Genomic DNA, 21,222 nt, shown 5'->3' with positions numbered 1-21,222 from the left:
AACGATAATTAGAAGCCATGAATTTACCTCTTCCCACTGCCCTGTTTACCCCGAGCTGGCATGCCGAACTGGAGCTGGGCTACGCCAGATTCGGCGACAGCACGCGCCCGGTTCAGCGACGGCACAAAGGCCCGCTGCGGGTGCAGAAGCACTTGTATGCCGAAGGGCCCGAGGTGTGCCAGCACATCATCGTGCATCCGCCAGGCGGAATTGCCGGTGGTGACCGGCTGGACATCAGCGCCAGCGTCGGCCGCGCGGCGTGGGCGCAAATCACCAGCCCCGGCGCGGCCAAGTGGTATCGCGCGAAAGGGCCGGCTTATCAGAAACTCGACCTTAAAGTGGCCCCCGGCGCGACACTGGAATGGCTGCCGCAAGAGACGATCATCTTCAGCGATGCCCGGGCCGAGCTCAGCACCTCCATTGACCTGCAAGGTGATGCGCGGCTGTTCTATTGGGATGTAGTGGCGTTGGGGCGCCCGGCCAGCGGCGAGCGTTTCGATCTCGGGCATTTCCAGGCGCAACTGGACATCCGCCGCGACGGCCAGTTGCTCTGGCACGAACGCCAGCGCATTGTGGGCGGTGATGGTTTGCTCGAGTCGCCGATCGGGCTGGATGGGCAACCGGTGTTTGCCACCCTTCTGGTGACCGGGGAAATCGATAGTGATTTGCTGGAGCGTTGCCGTTCTTTGACCAATGATGTGCGCGGGGATTTGACCCAGTTGCCGGGTTTGCTCGTAGCCCGTTGCCTGGCCAATGAAGCCCTGCTGGCACGAGGCTGGCTGATTGATTTGTGGCGGTTATTGCGCCCTGCACTGCTCGGCCGAGAAGCCATCCCACCCAGAATATGGAGCACCTGAACACCGCTCCCCCTGTAGGAGCTGGCTTGCCAGCGAAGGCGTACTCAATGACGCCAAAAAGCTTCGCTGGCAAGCCAGCTCCTACAGGTGATGTATTTACAGATCCGATTTTTTATCTGCCCAGATGGATTCCAACGATGGACCTGACCCCACGTGAAAAAGACAAGCTGCTGATCTTCACCGCCGGCCTCGTCGCCGAGCGGCGTTTGGCCCGCGGCGTGAAACTCAATTATCCGGAGGCCATGGCCTACATTTCCGCGGCGCTGCTCGAAGGCGCCCGTGACGGCCAGACCGTGGCCGAGCTGATGCACTTTGGCACCACCCTGCTCAGCCGCGAACAAGTGATGGAAGGCATCCCGGAAATGATCCCGGAGATCCAGGTGGAAGCCACCTTCCCCGACGGCACCAAACTGGTCACCGTCCACCAACCCATCGCCTGAGGACGCGCCATGACTTATCACATCCGCGATGCGGTGCATGCCGATCTGCCGGCGATCCGCGATATCTACAACGATGCAGTGCTCAATACCACGGCGATCTGGAACGAACAGGCCGTGGACCTCGGCAACCGCCAGGCCTGGTTCAGCGCCCGGCAATCCCAGGCTTATCCGATCCTGGTGATCGTCGACGGCGAGAACAGCGTGCTGGGCTACGCTTCGTTTGGTGACTGGCGGCCGTTCGATGGTTTCCGCCACACGGTCGAGCACTCGGTCTACGTGCGCAGCGACCAGCGCGGCAATGGCCTGGGCCCACAATTGATGGACGTGCTGATCGAGCGCGCCAGGCTTTGCGACAAACATGTGATGGTCGCCGCCATCGAAAGCGGCAACGCCGCTTCCATTCGCCTGCATGAACGCGTCGGGTTCAAAACCACCGGCCAGATGCCGCAGGTCGGTACCAAGTTCGGTCGCTGGCTGGACCTGACCTTCATGCAACTGATGCTCAATCCTGGCGCCGAACCGCCGCCCGCCAACAAGGAGTAACGCGATGAACGCCGCCCAATTGCGACGCGTCAACATTGAAAGCTTTGCGCACTATCGTCAGGGTTTGATCGATTTGCTGCTCGACGCCGTCGGCTATGGCGCCAGTGTCGGGTTCATGGCGAATCTGGACGCGACGCAAGCCCGCGCCTATTTCGATGAAGTCCAGGAGAACCTGAACAAGGGCAACGTCCTGCTGTGGGTGGTGGTCAAGGACGAGCAGGTGCAGGCCAGCGTACAGCTGACCCTGTGCCAGAAAGCCAATGGCCTCAACCGCGCCGAAGTGCAGAAACTGCTGGTGCGCGAGCACGCCAGGCGCCGTGGCCTGGGCCAACAACTGATGAGCGCGCTGGAGCAGGCGGCCCTGCAGCACAAGCGCGGCATGCTCTACCTCGATACCGAGGCTGGCTCTCCTGCCGAGGATTTCTACAAGGCCCTGGGTTACACCCGCGCCGGCGAAATTCCCGACTACGCCTGCGATCCGAGCGGTCTCTACAAGCCAACCGCTCTCTACTACAAGACTCTCCAGGGAGCCCATTGATGATTCCCGGTGAATACCAGATCCAGCCCGGCGACATCGAACTCAACGTCGGCCGCCGCACGGTCAGCTTGAAGGTGGCCAACAGCGGTGACCGACCGATCCAGGTCGGTTCGCACTACCACTTCTTCGAAACCAACGACGCCCTGACCTTCGACCGCGCCGCCAGCCGCGGCATGCGCCTGAACATTCCCGCCGGCACCGCCGTGCGCTTCGAGCCGGGGCAAAGTCGCGAAGTCGAGCTGGTCGACCTGGCGGGGCATCGCCGGGTGTTCGGGTTTGCCGGACGGATCATGGGCGACCTCTGAATTATGTAGTGCACGCACCGGCCCCTTCGCTGGCAAGCCAGCTCCTACAAGGGATCGTATTTCATCGGTATTTCCGTGTTGGAATGCCAATTGTAGGAGCTGGCTTGCCAGCGATAGCGAACAACGCGAGCGGTCTCGAAATCAATTAAATCCCAAGGCAAGCGCATGAAAATCTCCAGACAAGCCTACGCCGACATGTTCGGCCCCACCGTCGGTGACAAGGTCCGCCTGGCCGACACCGAACTGTGGATCGAAGTCGAAAAAGACTTCACCACCTACGGCGAAGAAGTGAAGTTCGGTGGCGGCAAGGTTATCCGTGACGGCCAGGGCCAAAGCCAGCTATTAGCCGCCGAAGTGGTCGACACCCTGATCACCAACGCGCTGATCATCGACCACTGGGGCATCGTCAAGGCGGACGTCGGCCTCAAGGACGGGCGCATCGCCGCGATCGGCAAAGCCGGCAACCCGGACATCCAGCCCAACGTCGACATCGCCATCGGCGCCAGCACCGAAGTGATCGCCGGCGAAGGCATGATCCTCACCGCCGGCGGCATCGACACACACATCCACTTCATCTGCCCGCAGCAGATCGAAGAAGCGCTGATGAGCGGCGTCACCACCATGATCGGCGGCGGCACAGGGCCTGCCACCGGGACCAACGCCACCACCTGCACCTCGGGGCCGTGGCACCTGGCGCGCATGCTCCAGGCCGCCGACGCCTTCCCGATGAACATCGGCCTGACCGGCAAGGGCAACGCCAGCCTGCCCGAGCCGCTGATCGAACAGGTCAAGGCCGGCGCCATTGGCCTCAAGCTCCACGAAGACTGGGGCACCACCCCGGCCAGTATCGACAACTGCCTGAGCGTCGCCGATCAGTACGACGTGCAGGTGGCGATCCACACCGACACCCTCAACGAATCGGGCTTCGTCGAAACCACCCTCGGCGCCTTCAAGGGCCGTACCATCCACACCTACCACACCGAAGGTGCGGGCGGCGGCCACGCGCCGGACATCATCAAGGCCTGCGGTTTTGCCAACGTGCTGCCGAGTTCGACCAACCCGACCCGGCCGTTCACCCGCAACACCATCGACGAACACCTTGACATGCTGATGGTCTGCCACCACCTGGACCCGAGCATTGCCGAAGACGTGGCCTTCGCCGAAAGCCGCATCCGCCGCGAAACCATCGCCGCCGAAGACATCCTCCACGACCTCGGCGCGTTCTCGATGATCAGCTCCGACAGCCAGGCCATGGGCCGCGTCGGCGAAGTGATCACCCGAACCTGGCAAACCGCCGACAAGATGAAAAAGCAACGCGGCCCGTTGCCACAGGACGGTGAGGGCAACGACAACTTCCGCGCCAAGCGCTACATCGCCAAATACACGATCAACCCGGCGATCACCCATGGCATCAGCCATGAGGTGGGCTCGATCGAGGTGGGTAAATGGGCTGACCTGGTGCTCTGGCGCCCGGCGTTTTTCGGGGTTAAACCGACGCTGATCCTCAAGGGTGGCGCCATCGCGGCCAGCCTGATGGGGGATGCCAACGCCTCGATTCCAACGCCGCAACCTGTGCACTACCGTCCGATGTTCGCCAGTTATGGCGGCTCGCTGCACGCCACCAGCCTGACCTTTATCAGCCAGGCGGCGCAGGAGGCCGGGCTTGCCGAAGCCCTGGGTTTGAAGAAGAAAATCGCCGTGGTCAAGGGTTGCCGCGAGGTGCAGAAGACCGACCTGATCCACAACGATTACCTGCCAGAGATCGAGGTCGATCCGCAGACTTATCAGGTCAAGGCTGACGGCATTTTGCTGTGGTGCGAACCGGCGGATGTGTTGCCGATGGCCCAGCGTTATTTCCTGTTCTGATCGGTTGAGCGGGCCAAGAAAAAGGCCTGGATGCTTGCGCAGATCCAGGCCTTTGTTCGTTGGTTGGCTACGGCTGAAACATCAGAGCGGGTGGCTGGTCAGTTCCTCGCGAGTGAACTTCTCGATCAGCGCCGCCTCTTCGATCTGGAGCTGAGCGTCCAGTTCGTCGGATTGCGCCTTGTACTGCGCCTCTGACAATTCCCCAGCCTGCTGGCTTTCTCGCAAATTGGCCAGGCGATCCTGATAGGGTTCGCGCTGCGCTTCGAATGGCGGCCGGTATTTGTTCGTCACGAAGTCCTTCCAGAAGTCTTTTGCCACCAGCGACTGAAACTCTTCAGCAGAACCGTCCAGCGCCACGACCTTGGCGTATGCCTCATCCAGCATCCTGGCTGTGACGTTGCCCATGTGGGTGAATCTGACCTGCCGAGGCTGCCCCGGCAAGGCGAGTCGATCCTTGAGACCGTAACGGTAGGACAGTTTGATCTCGACTTCTTCCAGACGACTGATCTGTTCTGTCCTTTGAGCCGCCGACAAACCCGGCGTGGCATTGATCGCCGCCGTTCGCCGGGTGATATCCGCCAGGGCGATTTTCTCGACCTCGTCGAGTCGGAACAAGCCTCGGGACAACTTCAACAAGGCAGCGCCCTGCCCCCCGTCCAATGCCAGCGTCCGGGCCCGGTACACCATTGCCATGATTTCCAGATTACTGAACGACAACGCCGCACGATCGCAGCAGGCCGGTCGCCCCGCCCACTCGAACATCTGTGCGCGCAATGCCTCGGACCCGGGGTTGGCTTCGGTGATGCTGTCGATGACTTCCCACACGCGACGCTGCAGGTCTACATGGCCAGCACCGGCATTTTCAAGGTTGTTGAGCACCTGGAAGAATCCGCGGGAGCCATCCTGCGCAAGCAGTGACCGCCATTGGTCCTGCCTGGTCGGGAGCTGCTCAGCGGTCAGGTCTGTGATCCAGCGCTGCAGGGCTGCCGGGTCCTGGGCGTCAGATCCGACTTCCTCTCCTGGCGCCACAGGGGCTTGATACTCGAAGACGCCCGGTCGCCTGTCCCCCCACAAATCAGGTCGCTCGCCTTCGAGGCGAGCCCAGTAGTCGCGCAGTTGTTGCCGGGCCACCTCAGACAAAGGATTGCCACCAATCAGGGTGAGGTTGTTGAGTCGCGCCGCCTGATCAAGTTGCCCGGCAGACGGGGCGATAACCGACTCTGGAAACGCCGTGATCCGGTTGTCTCGCAAATCGATGGCATCCAGCATTGGCTGGGCAACCAGCCCGATTGGCCAGGTCTCAACATCGGTGGAACTCAACGAGAGCGTGCGCAAATCCGTCATCGCGCTGAAGTCAGGCATCATGCCCAAAGGGTTGCGCGACAGGTTCAACGCCCGGAGGGTGCTGCGCCTTGCCAGCAGTTGGGCGGTCTCGGGGGTCAGCCGAATGCGGTTGTCATGCAGAAACAAGCGAGTCAGCCCATGCATTTCATCCAGCGCCGCGGGTATTGCCGTCAGGCGGTTGTTCGACAGATCCAGCCAGCGCACACGTCGGAAATGCGCAAGGAATCCCTCTGGTGACACGCTCAGGCCCATGTTGTTGAGTTTGAGCGAACCCACATGGCTGAAATCAGCCTCAAGATCGGGAACGCTATCGAGTGTCTGGCGACTCAGATCAAGCTCAAAACCCATCGGTGTTCCGTCGTGAGCATTCCTTTGCGGGGCTTGCCGCCTCCAGCACCGGCGAATGCGTTCCGCAGCGATGTATCGATCTGCACGCTCGGACAGCCCCGCAGGAACCTCACCGGCCCGAATGTAACGGCGAAGTGCTCCGTCTCCCGAAAACGCCCAGGCCGACAACTGCCGATTCAAGGTCCCATACTCCCTCTCAAGGCGGGCCAGTTCGAACTCTGCCTCGCGCCCATGAGTTTGCAGAAATTCGGCAATCTCGAATTCGTCGAAATCAGGGTACAGTTGACGAATTCTGGCGCTCATCGAGTCGAGCACCTGGAATGCGCCGGGAAGACTCCCTTCCAGTAGTTCAGGCCTCAGCGCTTGCAGCCGCTCTCGATAATCCTTGAGCTGCTCCCAGCCTTGACGAGTAAACGGGTTGCCCTCAAGCAGCGTGACACGATTGACCCTGGCGTTCGCTTCCAGCCGCTCCCCCACCATGGAGAGCATTGCCGGGGGCACTTCAGTCAGCTCGTTATTTCGCAGGTCAAGCTTTTGCAGGTCGGGCAAATTTTTCGTTCCCTCAGGCCATAGGTCTATACCCGTGCCATTGAGGCTGACCTTCCTCAGCCGAGGCATCGTGCTCAAGTCCGGCGGGAGGCCCAACGGGTTTTTCAACAAATCGAGTTCTTCCAGAGCACTCAATTTTCCGAGCACCGCAGCATTGTGTCGATTGAGTCGAACCCGGCTGCCCCTGAGGCTCAGACGAGTCAGGCCTTTCATCTCACCGATCGCTTCGGGGAGTTCGCTGAGCAAGGACATTCTCTCCAGCTTCAGCGTCTTGAGCCCGGTGAACCCCTTGAGAAAGGCATTGAGGTTGCCAGCACCTGTACTCGTCAGCGCCAGCGTCTCGACATGAGGGAAACGGGAACTCAAGGACGGCAGCTCTATGGAAGAGTCGATGGTCAGCGTCGCACCGCTCTGCCGCCGCCAGCAGCGCTTGATATTGCTGGCGACCTGACGCTCTCGCCCGCCCGGGATTCGCCCTGCGACAGCAGGACTGCTTTGTGCCGCAACACGGGCTTGAACCCAGCTATTCAACTCTTGCTTGAGTGTCGCGTATTCGGCTTCACGTCGAGTCAGCCCGCCTCGAACGTCTTCGCCCAGTGACCGCAGGAAGGCTTCGACCTCGACCTCATTGAAATCGGGATACAGCTTGAGCACTCGCGCGCGCGGCGTTCGGAAAAAGTTGGCCACCTGTTGCCCGGAAGGAAGCGAGGACCCTACGCCACCGAGCAACTTCATGCCCGGTTCGACGCTCGGCTTGAACACTCGGTGCGACTGAAGAACCTCCCTGAACTGATCTCGCGGCAAGGGTGCCTGCTGCACGGCAAGCTTCAATCGATCGGCCTCTTCCAACTTGTATCCCAATGCTTGCAGCTCTTGTGCCGTCAGGGCCTGCAAGACAGATGCATAAAGATCGGTAGAGGACGAATGGGCGAACCGGCTGTTTTCATCCACAACCAGTACCGCGCGTGTCGGTGTCTCTGGCGCACCAATCACGTCCAGCAATGTCCCTTGCGGCCCATACTCGCGCAGCTCGAAGCGTACATCCTTCGGCCAGCCAGGTAGCGTCTCAAGACTGCGCAGGGCCAGACGCTCACTGTCGACTCCGGATGAAGTCTCGAGGTAAAGGCCCTCATACGCATGGGCCAGACGCAGATCCAGGCGGGCCCATTCGGCTTGTTGATAAATGCTGCGAGGCAGAGGCCCGGATTTATCCAAAGCCAGCAGATCTTCCTCAGTCGCACCCTCCAATATCTGTTCCACGACGATAGCGGGTAGCTGCGGGAAAAAGACCTTGACCCGCGCCACGGAGCTGTCGGCGCCGGCCTCCTGCTCCCGGTACAAGGACTCGAACAATGAGCGTTTTTTATTCTGTACCGTGCGAGCGATTTCCTTGCGCAGCTCAACGGCCCGCTGATCCAGCGTCAGATCCGATGCCCCCGGAACGCTTTCGATGTCGACCTTTTGCGCATTCAACATGTCCAGCAACGAGGTGAGTACGGTGCCCTTCACCGCCGCCCGATCACTCACAACGAACGTTAGCCTGCGTGTCCCTTCGCTCTGCACTATCGGGTCTTGCCAGAGGATCTGTGACTGACTGTCCAGGACTTTGATCGGGGGCGTAGCGGGCAACAATTGCTGACTGCGCATGACCCTGAACTGCATGCCCAAATCAGCCTTGGCGTAGACCTGGGGGTCATCGCTGCCGATCTGCTCCCTGAAGGCTTCGAGGTCCCGGTCGATTCGAAAGCGCGTGAGGGTATCGGACAGCTGCGCAGTTGGCCGCCCTTGCTCGACATGCAGCTGACGCAGCTGATCGGGCTCCACGCCACTGGTGACCCGTACCTGTTCCAGTTGCGCATCTGTGAACGCCTGCGCACGATAGCCCAGGCGTCGCATCAGGATCGGCCCGTCCCAGCTCAAGGGTTCTTCGGCCTCGTGGGTCCAGGCGCCAGCACCGTTATGTTCAAGCCGTGGTGCATAGGCATCCGGGCGGCTCGGGTGCTGGATACGGTATTGCCCATCGCCCGCGTCCTGCCTGACGACAAAATGATCATCGCCCAGCGCCAGGATGTCCTGATTGTTGTGACGGTGCAGGCCCAGCTCGTTGGGCTTTGAATCCGCCGCCAGCTTGAGGGGCGCTTTGTAAAGCCCGAGGTCAGGCTTCCACAACCGTTGCTTGCCAGTCGGCAATGTAACGGGCTGCAAACCCTCGACCAAAGGGTCGGGCTTGACGGCTGCCAGCTTGCCGAGGCCTTTGCCCGCGCCATGCATCACGGCAATCAGCGCAAGGTTTTCTGCCACGTCGATCAGATGCGCCAGGGCGGCGCGATGATCACCCTCGCTCCATTCGATCAGCCCTTCAAACGTCTCGTTCATGAGCTGAGCGGTCATGACGCCCATCATGACTTCGCCCAGCACCGGAACGAACATGGATACACCGTTCAATAGCAGCATGCCGACCTCCAGCAATACCGCCATTTTCTGCGCCCGTACACTGGCATCCACATCCGCGGAGGGGACCGCGTAGTGACGGGCATCGGCCAGGATCTTGTCACGGCTCTTCTCAAAGAGCTCACCCCATAGGTCACCATTGGGGCCCCACAACCCTCGCTGGGAAAAACTCGAAGTACGCGTGTAGGGGTCTTCAATCGGTTCCTGTTTCGGCGTTTTTTCCGGTGGCAACTCCTTGGGCGCGAAAAGCACAGAAAACGGATTGATCGCATCAAACCCTTTCAGCCAGGGAGATCGCAGCGCGGCCTGCGGATCCGCCAGCGCGTCCTTGGCCTTGTGGGTGAACTGACTGAAGTAATAAGGGCGATCGGCATAGGCCACGAACTGGCTGAAAAAGCGTTGGTATTCAGTCGAACCGTCGTCCCTGGAATTTGAAGCATTTCGGGCCGTGAACTGGCGCTTGAGCTCCGTATCCATCTCATGAGCCTTGTAGCGTTTGAGCGGATGCTCCGGATCATGGGGCACGTAAAGAATCATTTCATCGGAGTATTTGTATTTTTCGCCGATCAGAAAAAGGACACAGCCCGTCATCTTTTTCTTCATCAGCCCCAGGTCACGAAACCACACCGGTTTGCCGTCCACCTCGGGGTTCATCTCCCCGCTGATGACCGACAGGATCATTGCGTAATCCTTGGGCTCAATGTCGTTTTTCAGCAAGGCCAGCTCGGCAGCCGCCCTCATCGCATCTTTTTGGCTGGTCACAAACTGTTCACGCAGATGCGCCACTGCCAGCGGATTTGCCGGTTGCAAAAAGTCCGTCAGGTAAGCCTGATACTTCGCCCCGATATCCAGTTCCCGACACAGCGTCAGAAACTGCACCACCGTCAGGGCGGTGGTCACCTTGGCGAGTTCGCCTGGCGTCGACTCAGCGACAAAACCCGAGGAGGAATGAAAGTGACCGGCCGCACACTCATCCTCTTCGAAGTTGTGCATCGCCGCTTGCAGCAGCGGCAGAGTCAACACCTCGAACGTACCGGCTTCGTATCTGAAAACACCTAGCTCCAAGGGCTTTTTCAGTTGCACAAACGTCTTGCTGACGTCCAGTTCCACAGCGAACCGGTCCTTGAGCGCGTTGACTAACAAGGGTTCGGCGAAGGTGTTGATGTCCTGCATCCCCGACATTGTTTTATCAAGCAGGCTCTGGGACGCCATACTGGTCTCGAAACTCGCGCTCAGGGCCCGACGCTGCGCCTCGGATGCCGCCAGATACCAGTCGGGAAACATGACCGGAGCGTTTTTTGCTACCTCTCGCCGCTCAGGCGAGGCGTTCACCAACCAGGCCGGAATGGTCTGGGTGATGAAATCGGCGTGGACACTTTGTTGATCGCCAGTCGGTGACTGCACCGCAGTTTCCGGGGTGCTTTGGTGGTTGCTTCGCATGGTACATATCCTTATGTACGACTTGGTGGGCCGGCACGAAGGTCGTCAGTCTTAATGCCGGAACAACCGTCAGGGTTTCACGGTGAAAGGGATTTCGACCCGTTGCAGTTTTGCCCGGTCCATCGCCTGTTGGGTCAGGGTCTTGAGCAACGTCAGCTTCTGCGCGTTGAGCAGGTTCATTTCCGTTTCATACTCCTCGGTGGTCATGACGCATCCGGGGGCGATCGCGCTTTCCGGCTTGCCGAGTTCTGCCGCAAGCACCCTGATTTCCTCTTTCAACAGGGCTTTTTCCTGCACGGTAAGAGACTCGGTCACCCGTCTCTCCAGCGCCATGTAAAACTCGGTCGTCGCATCGAGTCGACGCCGGATGGCCTTGAATGCAGCGCGATTGGAACCCTGGATGTAAGAGGCCCAGAAGGGCTGTTCGACAATCGAATCGCGCAGCAGATCACCCTCCTCCAGCGCCAGCACACGGGCGCAGGCGTCATCGATCATCGCCTGGGTGACACCCGACAGGGCTCTGAATTGCAAGTCCCGCGATTGCCACGGAAGATCCAGCCGGCTGGCGAGGTCCGTCATGTACGCCAGGTGAGTCTCGACTTCATCGATGGTGCCAGTGGCCTCCCCTTGCGCATCGAGCCGCATGAAGCTGTCGCCGCTCTCCAGTCGCCGGGCAATTTCCTTATGAGCGATGCGGCTCAGCTCATCCAGACGGGATTTGCCCCTGGCCAGCGACACCAGTTCGGCTTCGACCAGGCTCGGATTGACCAACTCGTAGGCTTCGTGAATCAGCACTTCAAGGCCCATGGCATTGAACAGCGCCGCCCCGGCGTCGACACAGTTGATCGGCTCTCGCGCCATAGTGAAAATCTGCTTGCGCAGTTCGCTGTTCTTTTCCATGGCCTCCAGCATTCGCCAGAGCTTGGCCGTCAAATCCACCCTGAAGGCTCGGTCATTTTGAAAGTGGCTGGATTGGGTGAGCAGTCTGATGTGATCGAAAAACGGCACTGAACCGATCTCATCTTCCACCTCATTCCATATTGGCTGGCGGTCAACCCATTGCGCTCGCGTCATGCCTGCCTCCCAGTCGAGACTGTCGCGCACGCCACGGGAAGGATAAGGCCGATCAGGGTCCAGGCCCACGGAGTGGGTGTAATCCCTGAGCTGATTCAGGTTTTCTGGCGATAGCCACTCCGGCTCCCGGTTCAATAACGTCCTGGCCAGCAACTCCGCCTCCACGGAACCGGGTTCCACCTCAGGCACAACGCTGATGACATTGCGCTGCAGGTTCACGAACAAGTGCCGCAAACGCGGCAAGGAAAACAGACCCGCGGGCCAGGTATTGATCCCGGTGTCCGCCAGGATCAGCGTGTGCAGCAAAGGCATACGACCGATGTCCGGCACCCGGCCCAGAGGATTGCCTCGCAGGTCGATGGATTCCAGCCGGATGAGGTCGCGCAGCGCGTTCGCGGCCTCTACCGTCAATTCGATCCGGTTGTGGCCCAGGTACAGCGCGATCAGCGATTGCATGCGACCTACTGCAGTTGGCAGGCGGGTCAGGCCATTGTTGTTCATGTTCAAGGAACGCAGTCTTGGGAAATGCTCGATAAACCCGGCATGGGCATCGGTCAATCCGGTGTCAGCCAGATTCAGCTGGGTGACATGCTCAAAACTGGCCTCCAGCCTGGGCATAGTTTCCAGATGCCGCCCCATGGGCATGTTGCTTAGATCAAGGATCCATCCACGCGGGTTTCCCAGGGCGTCGAGCTCCACGGGGCAGTTGCGTTGCCAGCAGCTTCTGATCGCCCTGTAGACACTATTGCGCGACTGCCATTGTGAAACGCCATCCGCGCTCAGGCTGAACGAGTCGAGGGGTGAATCCAGCCAGCGTCGAAAGCTGCTGTTGAGTTGATTGAACTCGGCTTCAAGAGCCCCCACTCGCTTCTCGGGTGTGCTCCCGCTGTCGCTGTGCTCCAGAAAGGTTTGAATGTCGGGTTCGCTCCAGCCGGGGCGAAGCGACTGGAGCCGTTCTTGCGCGGTCAGTTGGCCGCCGACTCGACGAAGTTGTTGGGAGAAGCCGTGCATACCCCCCCGCAACTTCATGGTATCGGGATCGTACTTCGGTTTTCGCAAAGGATTGTCCGCCAGGATCGACCTGAACCTGTCGTGGCTCAGTGGAGAACGCAGAACGGATTGCTTGAGGGTTTCCCATTGATTGATCTGGTAGCCCAGCGCTTTGCGTTCGGCATCGGGCAAGGCATGCAGGGCAGCGGCAAAGAAGTTATCCGGGCCGTGAAGCTCATGTTCGTCTACATTGCGCGCCTCATACAGACCCTCTTCGTTCTTGACCAGCACCTTGCGGATGGGGGCGTCAGCCGCGCCGATACTGTCATCCAGCGTGCCTGTCGCGGTACCGTTGCGCACCTCGATACGCACGTCTGCAGACCAGCCCGGCAGCGACTCAAGCGTTCGCAGAACCAGGCGCTCAGTGTCCGGGTTTTGCAGTTCATCGTGAAACAGCCCCTCATAAGCGCGGTTCAGCCGCACCTCCAGCAACGCCGCCCGAGCCTGATGTTTGAGATGCAACGGTACGCGCTTGCGCTCGGCCATCACCGCCAGTTCCTCTGGCGAGGCTTGTGCCAACAGCTCCCTGGCGACACTGGTCGGCAGTTGCGGGAATGCGTCCTGAAGCCAGACCACGTTAGCGTCGGTCTCGACCTCTGCGTGCTTGTAGAATGACTCGAAGAGTCGCTTTTTCTGCTCCTCTGAGTACATGGCCAGGCGTTCCTGCAAGGCATCGATTTGCACCTGCCGGTCTTCGCCGATATCCCGACCGAGTACCTGCTGGATCTCCTCTTCGCTGAAAGCGTCCAGCACGCGATCAGATAATTCGCCGGCCTTCAATTGCGCAAAAGTCAGCTTCACGCGGTGTGCAGGCACAGTTTCCTGGTTGCCGTGCACGATGGAATCGCCCCACAACTCCGGCCCGCGGAACAGCTCGATGGCTTTGTACTCGGGCCATCGCGGCAATTCTGTCATCAAGGGTGGCAGGTGATCCGCCCATTGCGGCGCGACCTGATTGAGCCGTATCTGATCCACCAGCGTGCGCACATCGGCATACGCCTTGAAGCGCTTGAGGGTGTCGGCCAACAGCGCCGGTGGCGGCTGTGTCTCTACTTGCAGCTTGCGCAGCACATCTTCCTGGACACCGCTGGCGATACGGATCTGTTCCAGCGTCTGATCGGAAAATGCATCGACAGAAGGGCCCAGACGCCGCATCAGTTCGGTCTTGTCCCACTCGACCGGGCGATCGAGCTCGGTATGCCAGGCACCGGCACCGTTATGTTCCACTCTTGGCTGATAGGCTGTCGGCCGGTTCGGGTGCCTGAGTCGCGGTTGACCGGTCTGCGGATCTTCCTTGACCTCAAGATGCCTGCCACCCAGTGCCAGGATGTCCTGGCCGTTGTGTCGATGCAGTCCTCGTTCGTTGGGTTTGGAGTCGTTGGGCAACGACACTTTGTGGTCGTAGGGACTCAGATCAGGGTTCCACAGACGGGTTTTGCCATCAGGCAGCTCGACCTTTTTCAGTTGGTCGATAAAAGGCGACACTTTGACCGCCACCGGCGTGCCGCCCGGTAGCACATGCCCGGCGCCCATGAGTGCCAGTTGAGCAAAATTGATCAGAACCGCGGTGAGATGAGACGCGGCCTCGTCCTTGTCGCCTTTGCTCCAGTCTTCGATTCCCTCCAGGGTCTCAAGCATCATTTGCCCAACCATTACCGCCAGCACGGCTTCGCCTAATCCCGGCACCAACATGGCGCCGAAGTTGAACAGGTTCCAACCGATGTCCAGGTAACTGGTCAGGCGTTTCCAGCGCGCGGTGGCGTCTTCATCGCCCGTGGGCACGGCGATCTGTCGCGCATCGGCAATCGCCTTGTCTCTGCGCCAGGCACAGAAATGCCCCCAGAAATCGCCTTCGATCAGGTTGGTGATGGGTTCGGCATCCGGGTTCTCGACGGCGGTCTCGCGCCACCACGGGCCCATGTCCAGCGGCTCGCGCTGTGTCCAGGTAAAGGTGCTGAAGCGCTCGTTGACCCGTGCAAAGAAGCGCCCTTTGTCCTTGTGCGGCACGAACCGACTGAAAAACTCCTGGTACTGCGCCGAGCGCAACTGGCTCGTCAGTTCCTTCATGAAGTCGGTGAAAGAGTCGTATTGCCTGAGCGGATGATCCGGGTCGCCGGGGATGTAGGCGATCAATGTCCCGCCCAGCCGACTTTGTTCATGGATATCGTTACGGCGAACCATTTCCTCGACCACCCCGGTCGGGCCATTGGCAAAAAAGGCCTGGAGTGTCTTGAACTGGTCATATTCATACCCCGGCAAAATTTTCAGGCGACGAGACCAGTCGATCAGGTGTTGCAGCTGCTCCGGAACCAGCTCCTCGATAGCCTGTTTTATTAGCGTGGGATCGGCCAGCGCACTGAACAGCACAATGCCCGTCAGCCGCGTGCCCATCAATGAGAGCCGGTGACAGTGCAATGGACGGCCTTGGTACAGGATGCTGTCCTGGTCATCCCGCAGCTCGATCAGTTTTCCGAAGGTATAGGAGTCGATATCGTTTTTTAATAGCGCAATGAGCATGGACTCACTGAAAGCAGCCCTTTCATGGGCCATGAACCGTTGTTCAAGTAGTTGTCGATCAGCAGTGACAGCTGGCTTGAGCAGAGACTTGATGTGTTGCTGATACTGCGCGCCGATATCGAGTTTGCGACACAACGCGGTGAACTTTTCGACACTGCATTCATGGCGCTGAAGTTCCCCCTCAGAGTCTTTGATGAAAATGCCTGAACCGTCGCGAAAGGCGCCTTCGAGGGTTTCAGACAACTCGAAGTTATGCAGGGCGGCTTCCAGCAACGACGATTGCCTGAGCCGGCTGGCCTGGGTGTCGATGCCAATGCCGAGCGGGGCGGGAACATAGAGGCGCAATGAAGTCGTGCTGACATCCAGTTCGAAGTTCAGCTCGTCGCTGAGGGCTTGGGTCAGTAAGGGCTTGGCAAACTCATTGATGTCGGTTTGCAGATTACCGACCGCATCAGAAACAACATCCTGTAAACGCCAGCGCTCCTGTATGAGTTGTTGCAAGTATTGACGATCAATCGCCGATGCCTTGATGTACCAGTCCGGAAAACCGGGCTTCAGTTGCGTTATCGACGCCAGCCTTGAAACCGGAGCATTTTTTATCAGGGCTGGCACTTTCTCAGCGAAATAATCCGAATGAAGTACAGTCATTTTCGCAAATCCTTATGCGATGAGTAGTGCCCCAGCTTATTCAACCGCCTCTAAAACAAAAGATTAAAATCCTGCTGGAACAACCCCGAAAAGACCCAGGACAGGATCGAATTCGAGAACCGGAAAAATAAATAGATACCACCCTATCGCCCCCGGACCTGATCCATCCCTCAGCGGTAGTTTTTGCCCGGCGGTAAAGAGGCTAAGATCCCCCCTACATTCCCAGCAGGAAACCGGTCATGCGCCTCCCCGACTTCATCAGGCAACACGTGGACCGTATCGTTGATGAATGGGAACAGTTCGCCAGTACCATCACGCCGGCGGCCGAAAACATGGACAGTGCAGCCTTGCGCGACCATGCCAAGGCGATTCTGTTGGCCGCCGCGCGTGACATGACCACCGCGCAAACCGCCAGCGAACAGCTGGCCAAGGCCAAGGGTGAAGGCGCCGAGAAAACCCCGAGCCTGGACGAAGCCGGTGCCAGCCATGGCGAGCTACGGCATACCGTGGGTTTCGACCTGGTGCAGATGACCAGCGAATTCCGCCACCTGCGGGCCTGTGTGATTCGCCTGTGGGTCGACAGCCTGGAATCACCGGACCTGACCTATTTCCAGGACATGATCCGCTTCAACGAAGCCATCGATGAAGCACTCGCCGAATCCACGGCCGCCTATGCCGAACAGGTGAACCGCTCGCGGGATATCTTCCTGGCGATACTCGGCCACGACCTGCGCGCGCCGTTGCAAGCGGTGAGCATGTCCACTGAATTGCTGATGCGTAAAACCACGCTGGAAGGCGATGCGCTGACCTGCGCGAACAACATTACGCGCAGTGCCCGGCACATGGCGGTGATGGTCAGCGATCTACTGGAGCTGGTACGCAGTCGCCTGGGAAAGAGTCTGCCAATCGATCCCAAGCCCATGGACCTTGCCGATGCCGCACACGCGGCGATTGCCGAAGCCTGCGCCGGTAACCCGGAGTGCGATCCAACGGTCAGGGTGGAGGGAGATACTCGAGGGGTCTGGGATGCCGGGAGGCTGGGTCAGTTGCTGCAAAACCTGATTGGCAATGCGTTGCAGCACGGTGCGAACAAACGTGATGTGACGGTCACGCTCAACGGCGAGCCCGCCGCGGTTCGCATAACGGTCCATAACTACGGAGCGCCGATTCCCGCGAACGCCATCGGCACGATCTTCGATCCACTGGTGCGCAGCGCCGACGAAGAGCTTGGCCAGCCGTCGACCAGCCTGGGCCTGGGGTTATTTATCGTCAAGGAAGTGGTGGATGCGCATCAGGGAACGATTGAAGTCAGTTCCAACGAGGCCGATGGCACGTTATTCACTGTAGTGCTGCCACGCAATCCCCTGTAGGAGCTGCCGCAGGCTGCGATCTTTGATCTTCAACGTTCTATCAGCCGCCAAAATGCAACGGCAAAATCAAAAGATCGCAGCCTGCGGCAGCTCCTACGGGAGCGGTGCACTATCAGATCTGCCAGTTCCCCATCCCGGTCATAGCGAGTAGAAAGAAGACGAATATCCCTCAAGCGCAACCAGGGAAGGTTTCTTCATGAGCCGCTTAAATCTCGATACCCCCAAACAGCAACGTACCGTCCTGTTAGCCACCGATCAGCAAAACTCGGTGCTCAGCGAAATTGTCAGTGGCAGAAACAATCCCATGGCGTATTCCGCTTATGGGCATCAGTCAGCCGAACATGAGGTTGTATCGGGCCTGGGGTTTAATGGTGAATTGCGCGAGGCATCCCGTTGGTACTTTCTGGGCAATGGTTATCGGGTCTATAACCCTCGGTTGATGCGCTTTCATAGCCCGGACAGTTGGAGCCCGTTTGAGGCGGGTGGGTTGAATGCGTATATGTATTGTGAAGGGGAACCGGTGATGGGGTCGGATCCGACGGGGCATTTTAACCCCTCGAAGTGGTGGGGAAATATAACAAACTTTTTCGCGGGATCAACCAACCGACTGGTTTTAACACCTCCAAGACGTGCGTCTTCTACGGTCGAGCTGATTCCTATAGGTAAATCGCCTCAAGTCCTCACTGAAATTAGCTTGCCGCTGCCCTCAGTCCCTCCCGCCTTGCCTGGTCCCCCCTTAAATAGATCTCTTAAGCCGACGAACCCTGCAACACGGAATGTTCCAATTGATCATCAAGGACCACTAAACACCTATTTTAACCCTGTCACCCGCCCTCTTCCTACTCCTCCAGATCAAATTGAAAAAGGAGTTGATATAGGTCGTGATGGTGTGGAGCTAGTGGAGCTATCGGACCTTAGTAAGCATTTGAAACGCCGGCAGCAACCAGTGAGCCTGCAAAAACTCAGCAAATATTTTAGAAGCCAGAATTAGGAGCAAACAACGAAGACTCCGAAGGCAAACTACTCCACCACCAACCGCCCCAACCGCTGCCTCAACATTCGGTTCTCCGCCCGCAATTGCTGGACCTCCTCGAGCAAATCCAGCGCCAGCGCCACCCCTTCCCATTCCAGTTCCAGATCGCGCCGCAGCTTGGCGGCGCGTCTGGCCAGGGTCAGTTCGTAATCGGTGAAGCGCCAATCCTTGGGCTGACCGCCCTGAGGTTCGAGGATGCCGTGTTCGACGATTTCGATCACGTAGACGTCCGACAGGTCGGTCGCCTCACAGAATTCTGCCAGGTCCAGTTGAACGATCAGGGGGCTGCTCATGATGGGCTACTCCGTCGCTGGGTTCAGAAGTTTTCTCGCGGGTTGAAAGCGGCTTTCTTGGCCAGTTCCTGCCACAACGCCTTGACGTCATCGTCTGCGGCCTTGGGCATCACGGCCTTGAACTGGATGAACAGGTAACCGCGTTCGCCGGCCTTGTTCATCAGACCGTGGCCCTTGGCGCGCATGCGTTGGCCGTTCTGGCTGCCCGCCGGGACCTTGAGGTTGATCTTGCCGGTCAGGGTCGGCACGGCGACTTCGGTGCCCAGTGCCAACTCCCACGGTGCCAAGGGCAAGGTGATGATCAGGTTCTCGCCTTCGACGTCGAATTTCGGGTGTGGCGCAAAGCGAATGGTCAGGTACAGGTCGCCATTGGCACCACCGCCTACACCCGGAGCGCCCTGGCCCTTGAGGCGAATGCGCTCACCGTCGGTCACTCCCGCCGGGATCTTCACGTTCAGGCTTTTGCTGGTGTTGCTCACATGCTGGCCGGCCGGGTTGTACTGCGGCACCTGGAAGGTGACCTTCTTCGACTCGGTCGACAGGGTTTCTTCGAGAAAAACGCCCAGTTCCATCTCCACGTCTTGCCCTCGGCGTCCGGTGCTGCGACGGGATTCCGCCCCGCCGAAGCCAGGGCCACGATTACCAAAGATCGAGCTGAAGAAATCCGAGAAGTCACCGGTGTCCTGGCCACCGCCGCCAAAACCGCCACGGCTCTGCCAGCCCGGTGGTCCCTGGAACGGTTGACCATGCTGACCATAGCGGCGCAATTCATCGTATTCGGCGCGTTTGTCAGCGCTTTTCAACGCCTCATAGGCTTCAGAGGCGTCCTTGAACTTGGCTTCGGCGTCCTTTTCCTTGCTGACATCGGGGTGGTATTTACGCGCCAGCTTGCGATAGGCCGCCTTGATCGCCTTGTCGTCTGCTGTCGGCTCCACGCCGAGAATCTTGTAATAGTCTTTGAAGTCCATCGCGGGAATCACCATCCGTTATCGAAATCGCGCCACCTGCCCCAGCATGCACGTGTTTGCAGCACAAGGTTAGACCGATCTCAAGGTTGTGACCGGGCGGCGCGTAAGAAGTTTATCGGCAGCGGGCGGTGCGACTTACGGGTGCTCCGCGGCTACCAGCTTGATGCAGGGTAGTTTGGGGGTGTTGAGCCATCTTTCAAGACATTGTTTCCCGGAATTAGCAGATAGTCGGCCTTCGAATCTGTCGCGCACTGACATACACTGCGCGGCCGTTTTTTAACCGGAACCGCAAAGACATGAACAACGCATCTCCAGCCCGTGCCGTGGGCATCGACTTTGGCACGTCAAACTCCACCGTCGGCTGGCTGCGCCCCGGCATGGAAACGCTGATCGCGCTGGAGGACGACAAGATCACCCTGCCTTCGGTGGTCTTCTTCAACATCGAAGAACGCCGCCCGGTGTACGGCCGGCTGGCGCTGCACGAGTACCTGGAAGGTTATGAAGGGCGGTTGATGCGCTCGCTCAAGAGCTTGCTGGGCTCCAAGCTGATCAAGCACGACACCAGCGTCCTGGGCACGGCGATGCCGTTCAAGGACCTGCTCGGCCTATTCATCGGCCAGCTCAAGAGCCGTGCCGAAACCGCCGCCGGTCGGGAATTCGAAGAAGTGGTGCTGGGCCGTCCGGTGTTTTTTGTCGACGATGACCCGATGGCCGACAAAGAGGCCGAAGACACCCTGGTGGACGTCGCGCGCAAGATCGGCTTCAAGGAAGTCTCCTTCCAGTACGAACCGATTGCCGCCGCTTTCGACTATGAGTCGACCATCGAGAAGGAAGAGCTGGTACTGATCGTCGACATCGGCGGTGGTACTTCCGACTTCTCGCTGGTGCGTCTGTCGCCGCAGCGTCGGGGCATGGATAACCGCCAGGATGACATCCTCGCCACCGGCGGCGTGCACATCGGCGGGACCGATTTCGACAAGCAACTGAGCCTCCAAGGCCTGATGCCACTGTTCGGCTACGGCAGCCGGATGAAGAGCGGCGCCTACATGCCCACCAGCCACCACATGAACCTGGCGACCTGGCACACCATCAACTCGGTGTATTCGCAGAAGTCACAGCTGGCCCTGGGCAGCATGCGCTACGACATCGAAGACACCGGCGGCATCGATCGCCTGTTCAAGCTGATCGAACAGCGCGCCGGGCACTGGCTGGCCATGGAAGTCGAAGAGACCAAGATCCAGCTGACCCATGCAGACCACCGCCACGTACCGCTGGATCGCATCGAAGCCGGCTTGAGCGTGGAGCTCAGCCGTGCCCTGTTCGAATCGGCCATCGATAACCTGCTCGAACGCGTGCGCAATAGCGTCACCCAGCTGCTGACCGACGCCGATGTGCGGGTCGATCAGGTGGATACGGTGTTTTTTACTGGGGGTTCGAGTGGTATTCCGGCGCTGCGCAACAGCGTCTCGGCGATGTTGCCGAATGCGCGGCATGTGGAAGGGAATATCTTTGGCAGCATCGGCAGTGGCCTGGCGATTGAGGCGGCCAAGCGTTACGGTTCGATGGGCTGATCCAATTTCAGCGGTGC

General features: G+C 59.3%; 13 protein-coding genes. 9 read left to right on the top strand and 4 right to left on the bottom strand.

Features of this window, described 5'->3' with window-relative positions; all coding sequences use genetic code 11:
- Positions 1-17 precede the first annotated feature (17 nt).
- From DKB71_RS03470 to ureC, 6 genes are all read left to right on the top strand, one after another.
- A complete protein-coding gene (locus DKB71_RS03470) occupies positions 18-857 on the top strand; it encodes an urease accessory protein UreD (RefSeq protein WP_408599621.1) in 840 nt (279 codons plus the stop codon).
- Positions 858-994: 137 nt separating this feature from the next.
- Positions 995-1,297, top strand: a complete 303-nt coding sequence (ureA, locus tag DKB71_RS03465) for an urease subunit gamma (protein ID WP_007907366.1) — start codon at positions 995-997, stop codon at positions 1,295-1,297.
- 9 nt (positions 1,298-1,306) lie between these two features.
- Positions 1,307-1,840 carry a GNAT family N-acetyltransferase gene (locus tag DKB71_RS03460; protein WP_274077511.1) on the top strand — a complete coding sequence of 178 codons (534 nt, stop codon included), beginning with the start codon at positions 1,307-1,309 and terminating at the stop codon, positions 1,838-1,840.
- 4 nt (positions 1,841-1,844) lie between these two features.
- On the top strand, positions 1,845-2,378 hold the full coding sequence (locus DKB71_RS03455) for a GNAT family N-acetyltransferase (protein WP_408599620.1): 534 nt from the start codon (positions 1,845-1,847) through the stop codon (positions 2,376-2,378).
- The gene (locus DKB71_RS03450; RefSeq protein WP_008146494.1) at positions 2,378-2,683 is read left to right on the top strand and encodes an urease subunit beta; all 306 of its coding nucleotides are present in this window, start codon (positions 2,378-2,380) and stop codon (positions 2,681-2,683) included. Before DKB71_RS03455 ends, DKB71_RS03450 begins: the two co-directional genes overlap by 1 nt.
- A 165-nt stretch (positions 2,684-2,848) precedes the next feature.
- Complete coding sequence (ureC, locus tag DKB71_RS03445; RefSeq protein ID WP_323607433.1) at positions 2,849-4,549, top strand: urease subunit alpha; 1,701 nt, start codon at positions 2,849-2,851, stop codon at positions 4,547-4,549.
- Between the two features lie 81 nt (positions 4,550-4,630).
- Here the strand turns inward: ureC and DKB71_RS03440 are convergent, their stop codons facing one another.
- Together DKB71_RS03440 and DKB71_RS03435 are read right to left on the bottom strand one after the other, a co-directional pair.
- The gene (locus DKB71_RS03440) at positions 4,631-10,681 is read right to left on the bottom strand and encodes an NEL-type E3 ubiquitin ligase domain-containing protein (RefSeq protein ID WP_408599619.1); all 6,051 of its coding nucleotides are present in this window, start codon (positions 10,679-10,681) and stop codon (positions 4,631-4,633) included.
- Positions 10,682-10,750: 69 nt separating this feature from the next.
- Positions 10,751-15,970 (bottom strand): NEL-type E3 ubiquitin ligase domain-containing protein, encoded by a 5,220-nt coding sequence (locus DKB71_RS03435; protein ID WP_408599618.1) that lies wholly within the window; start codon positions 15,968-15,970, stop codon positions 10,751-10,753.
- A gap of 239 nt (positions 15,971-16,209) precedes the next feature.
- Here DKB71_RS03435 and DKB71_RS03430 point away from each other — a divergent pair, with 239 nt between their 5' ends.
- Positions 16,210-17,340, top strand: a complete 1,131-nt coding sequence (locus DKB71_RS03430; protein ID WP_323627029.1) for a HAMP domain-containing sensor histidine kinase — start codon at positions 16,210-16,212, stop codon at positions 17,338-17,340.
- A gap of 196 nt (positions 17,341-17,536) precedes the next feature.
- Entirely contained in the window at positions 17,537-18,331 is a 795-nt protein-coding gene (locus DKB71_RS03425; protein ID WP_408599617.1) for an RHS repeat-associated core domain-containing protein, read from the top strand.
- A gap of 29 nt (positions 18,332-18,360) precedes the next feature.
- On the opposite strand, the gene DKB71_RS03420 is transcribed toward DKB71_RS03425, so the two are convergent.
- Both DKB71_RS03420 and DKB71_RS03415 read right to left on the bottom strand, forming a co-directional pair.
- Positions 18,361-18,666 carry a chaperone modulator CbpM gene (locus tag DKB71_RS03420; RefSeq protein ID WP_274076843.1) on the bottom strand — a complete coding sequence of 102 codons (306 nt, stop codon included), beginning with the start codon at positions 18,664-18,666 and terminating at the stop codon, positions 18,361-18,363.
- A gap of 23 nt (positions 18,667-18,689) precedes the next feature.
- A complete protein-coding gene (locus DKB71_RS03415) occupies positions 18,690-19,634 on the bottom strand; it encodes a DnaJ C-terminal domain-containing protein (RefSeq protein ID WP_274076842.1) in 945 nt (314 codons plus the stop codon).
- 296 nt (positions 19,635-19,930) lie between these two features.
- Here DKB71_RS03415 and DKB71_RS03410 point away from each other — a divergent pair, with 296 nt between their 5' ends.
- Positions 19,931-21,205, top strand: coding sequence for an Hsp70 family protein (locus DKB71_RS03410; protein WP_274076841.1), 1,275 nt, complete (start codon positions 19,931-19,933; stop codon positions 21,203-21,205).
- Positions 21,206-21,222 lie beyond the last annotated feature (17 nt).

Source organism: Pseudomonas sp. PLMAX (genome assembly GCF_046042685.1).
Taxonomy (GTDB): domain Bacteria; phylum Pseudomonadota; class Gammaproteobacteria; order Pseudomonadales; family Pseudomonadaceae; genus Aquipseudomonas; species Aquipseudomonas putida_AE.
The sequence above is the reverse complement of the archived record's forward strand: the minus strand, read 5'-3'. Positions and strand labels throughout refer to the sequence as shown.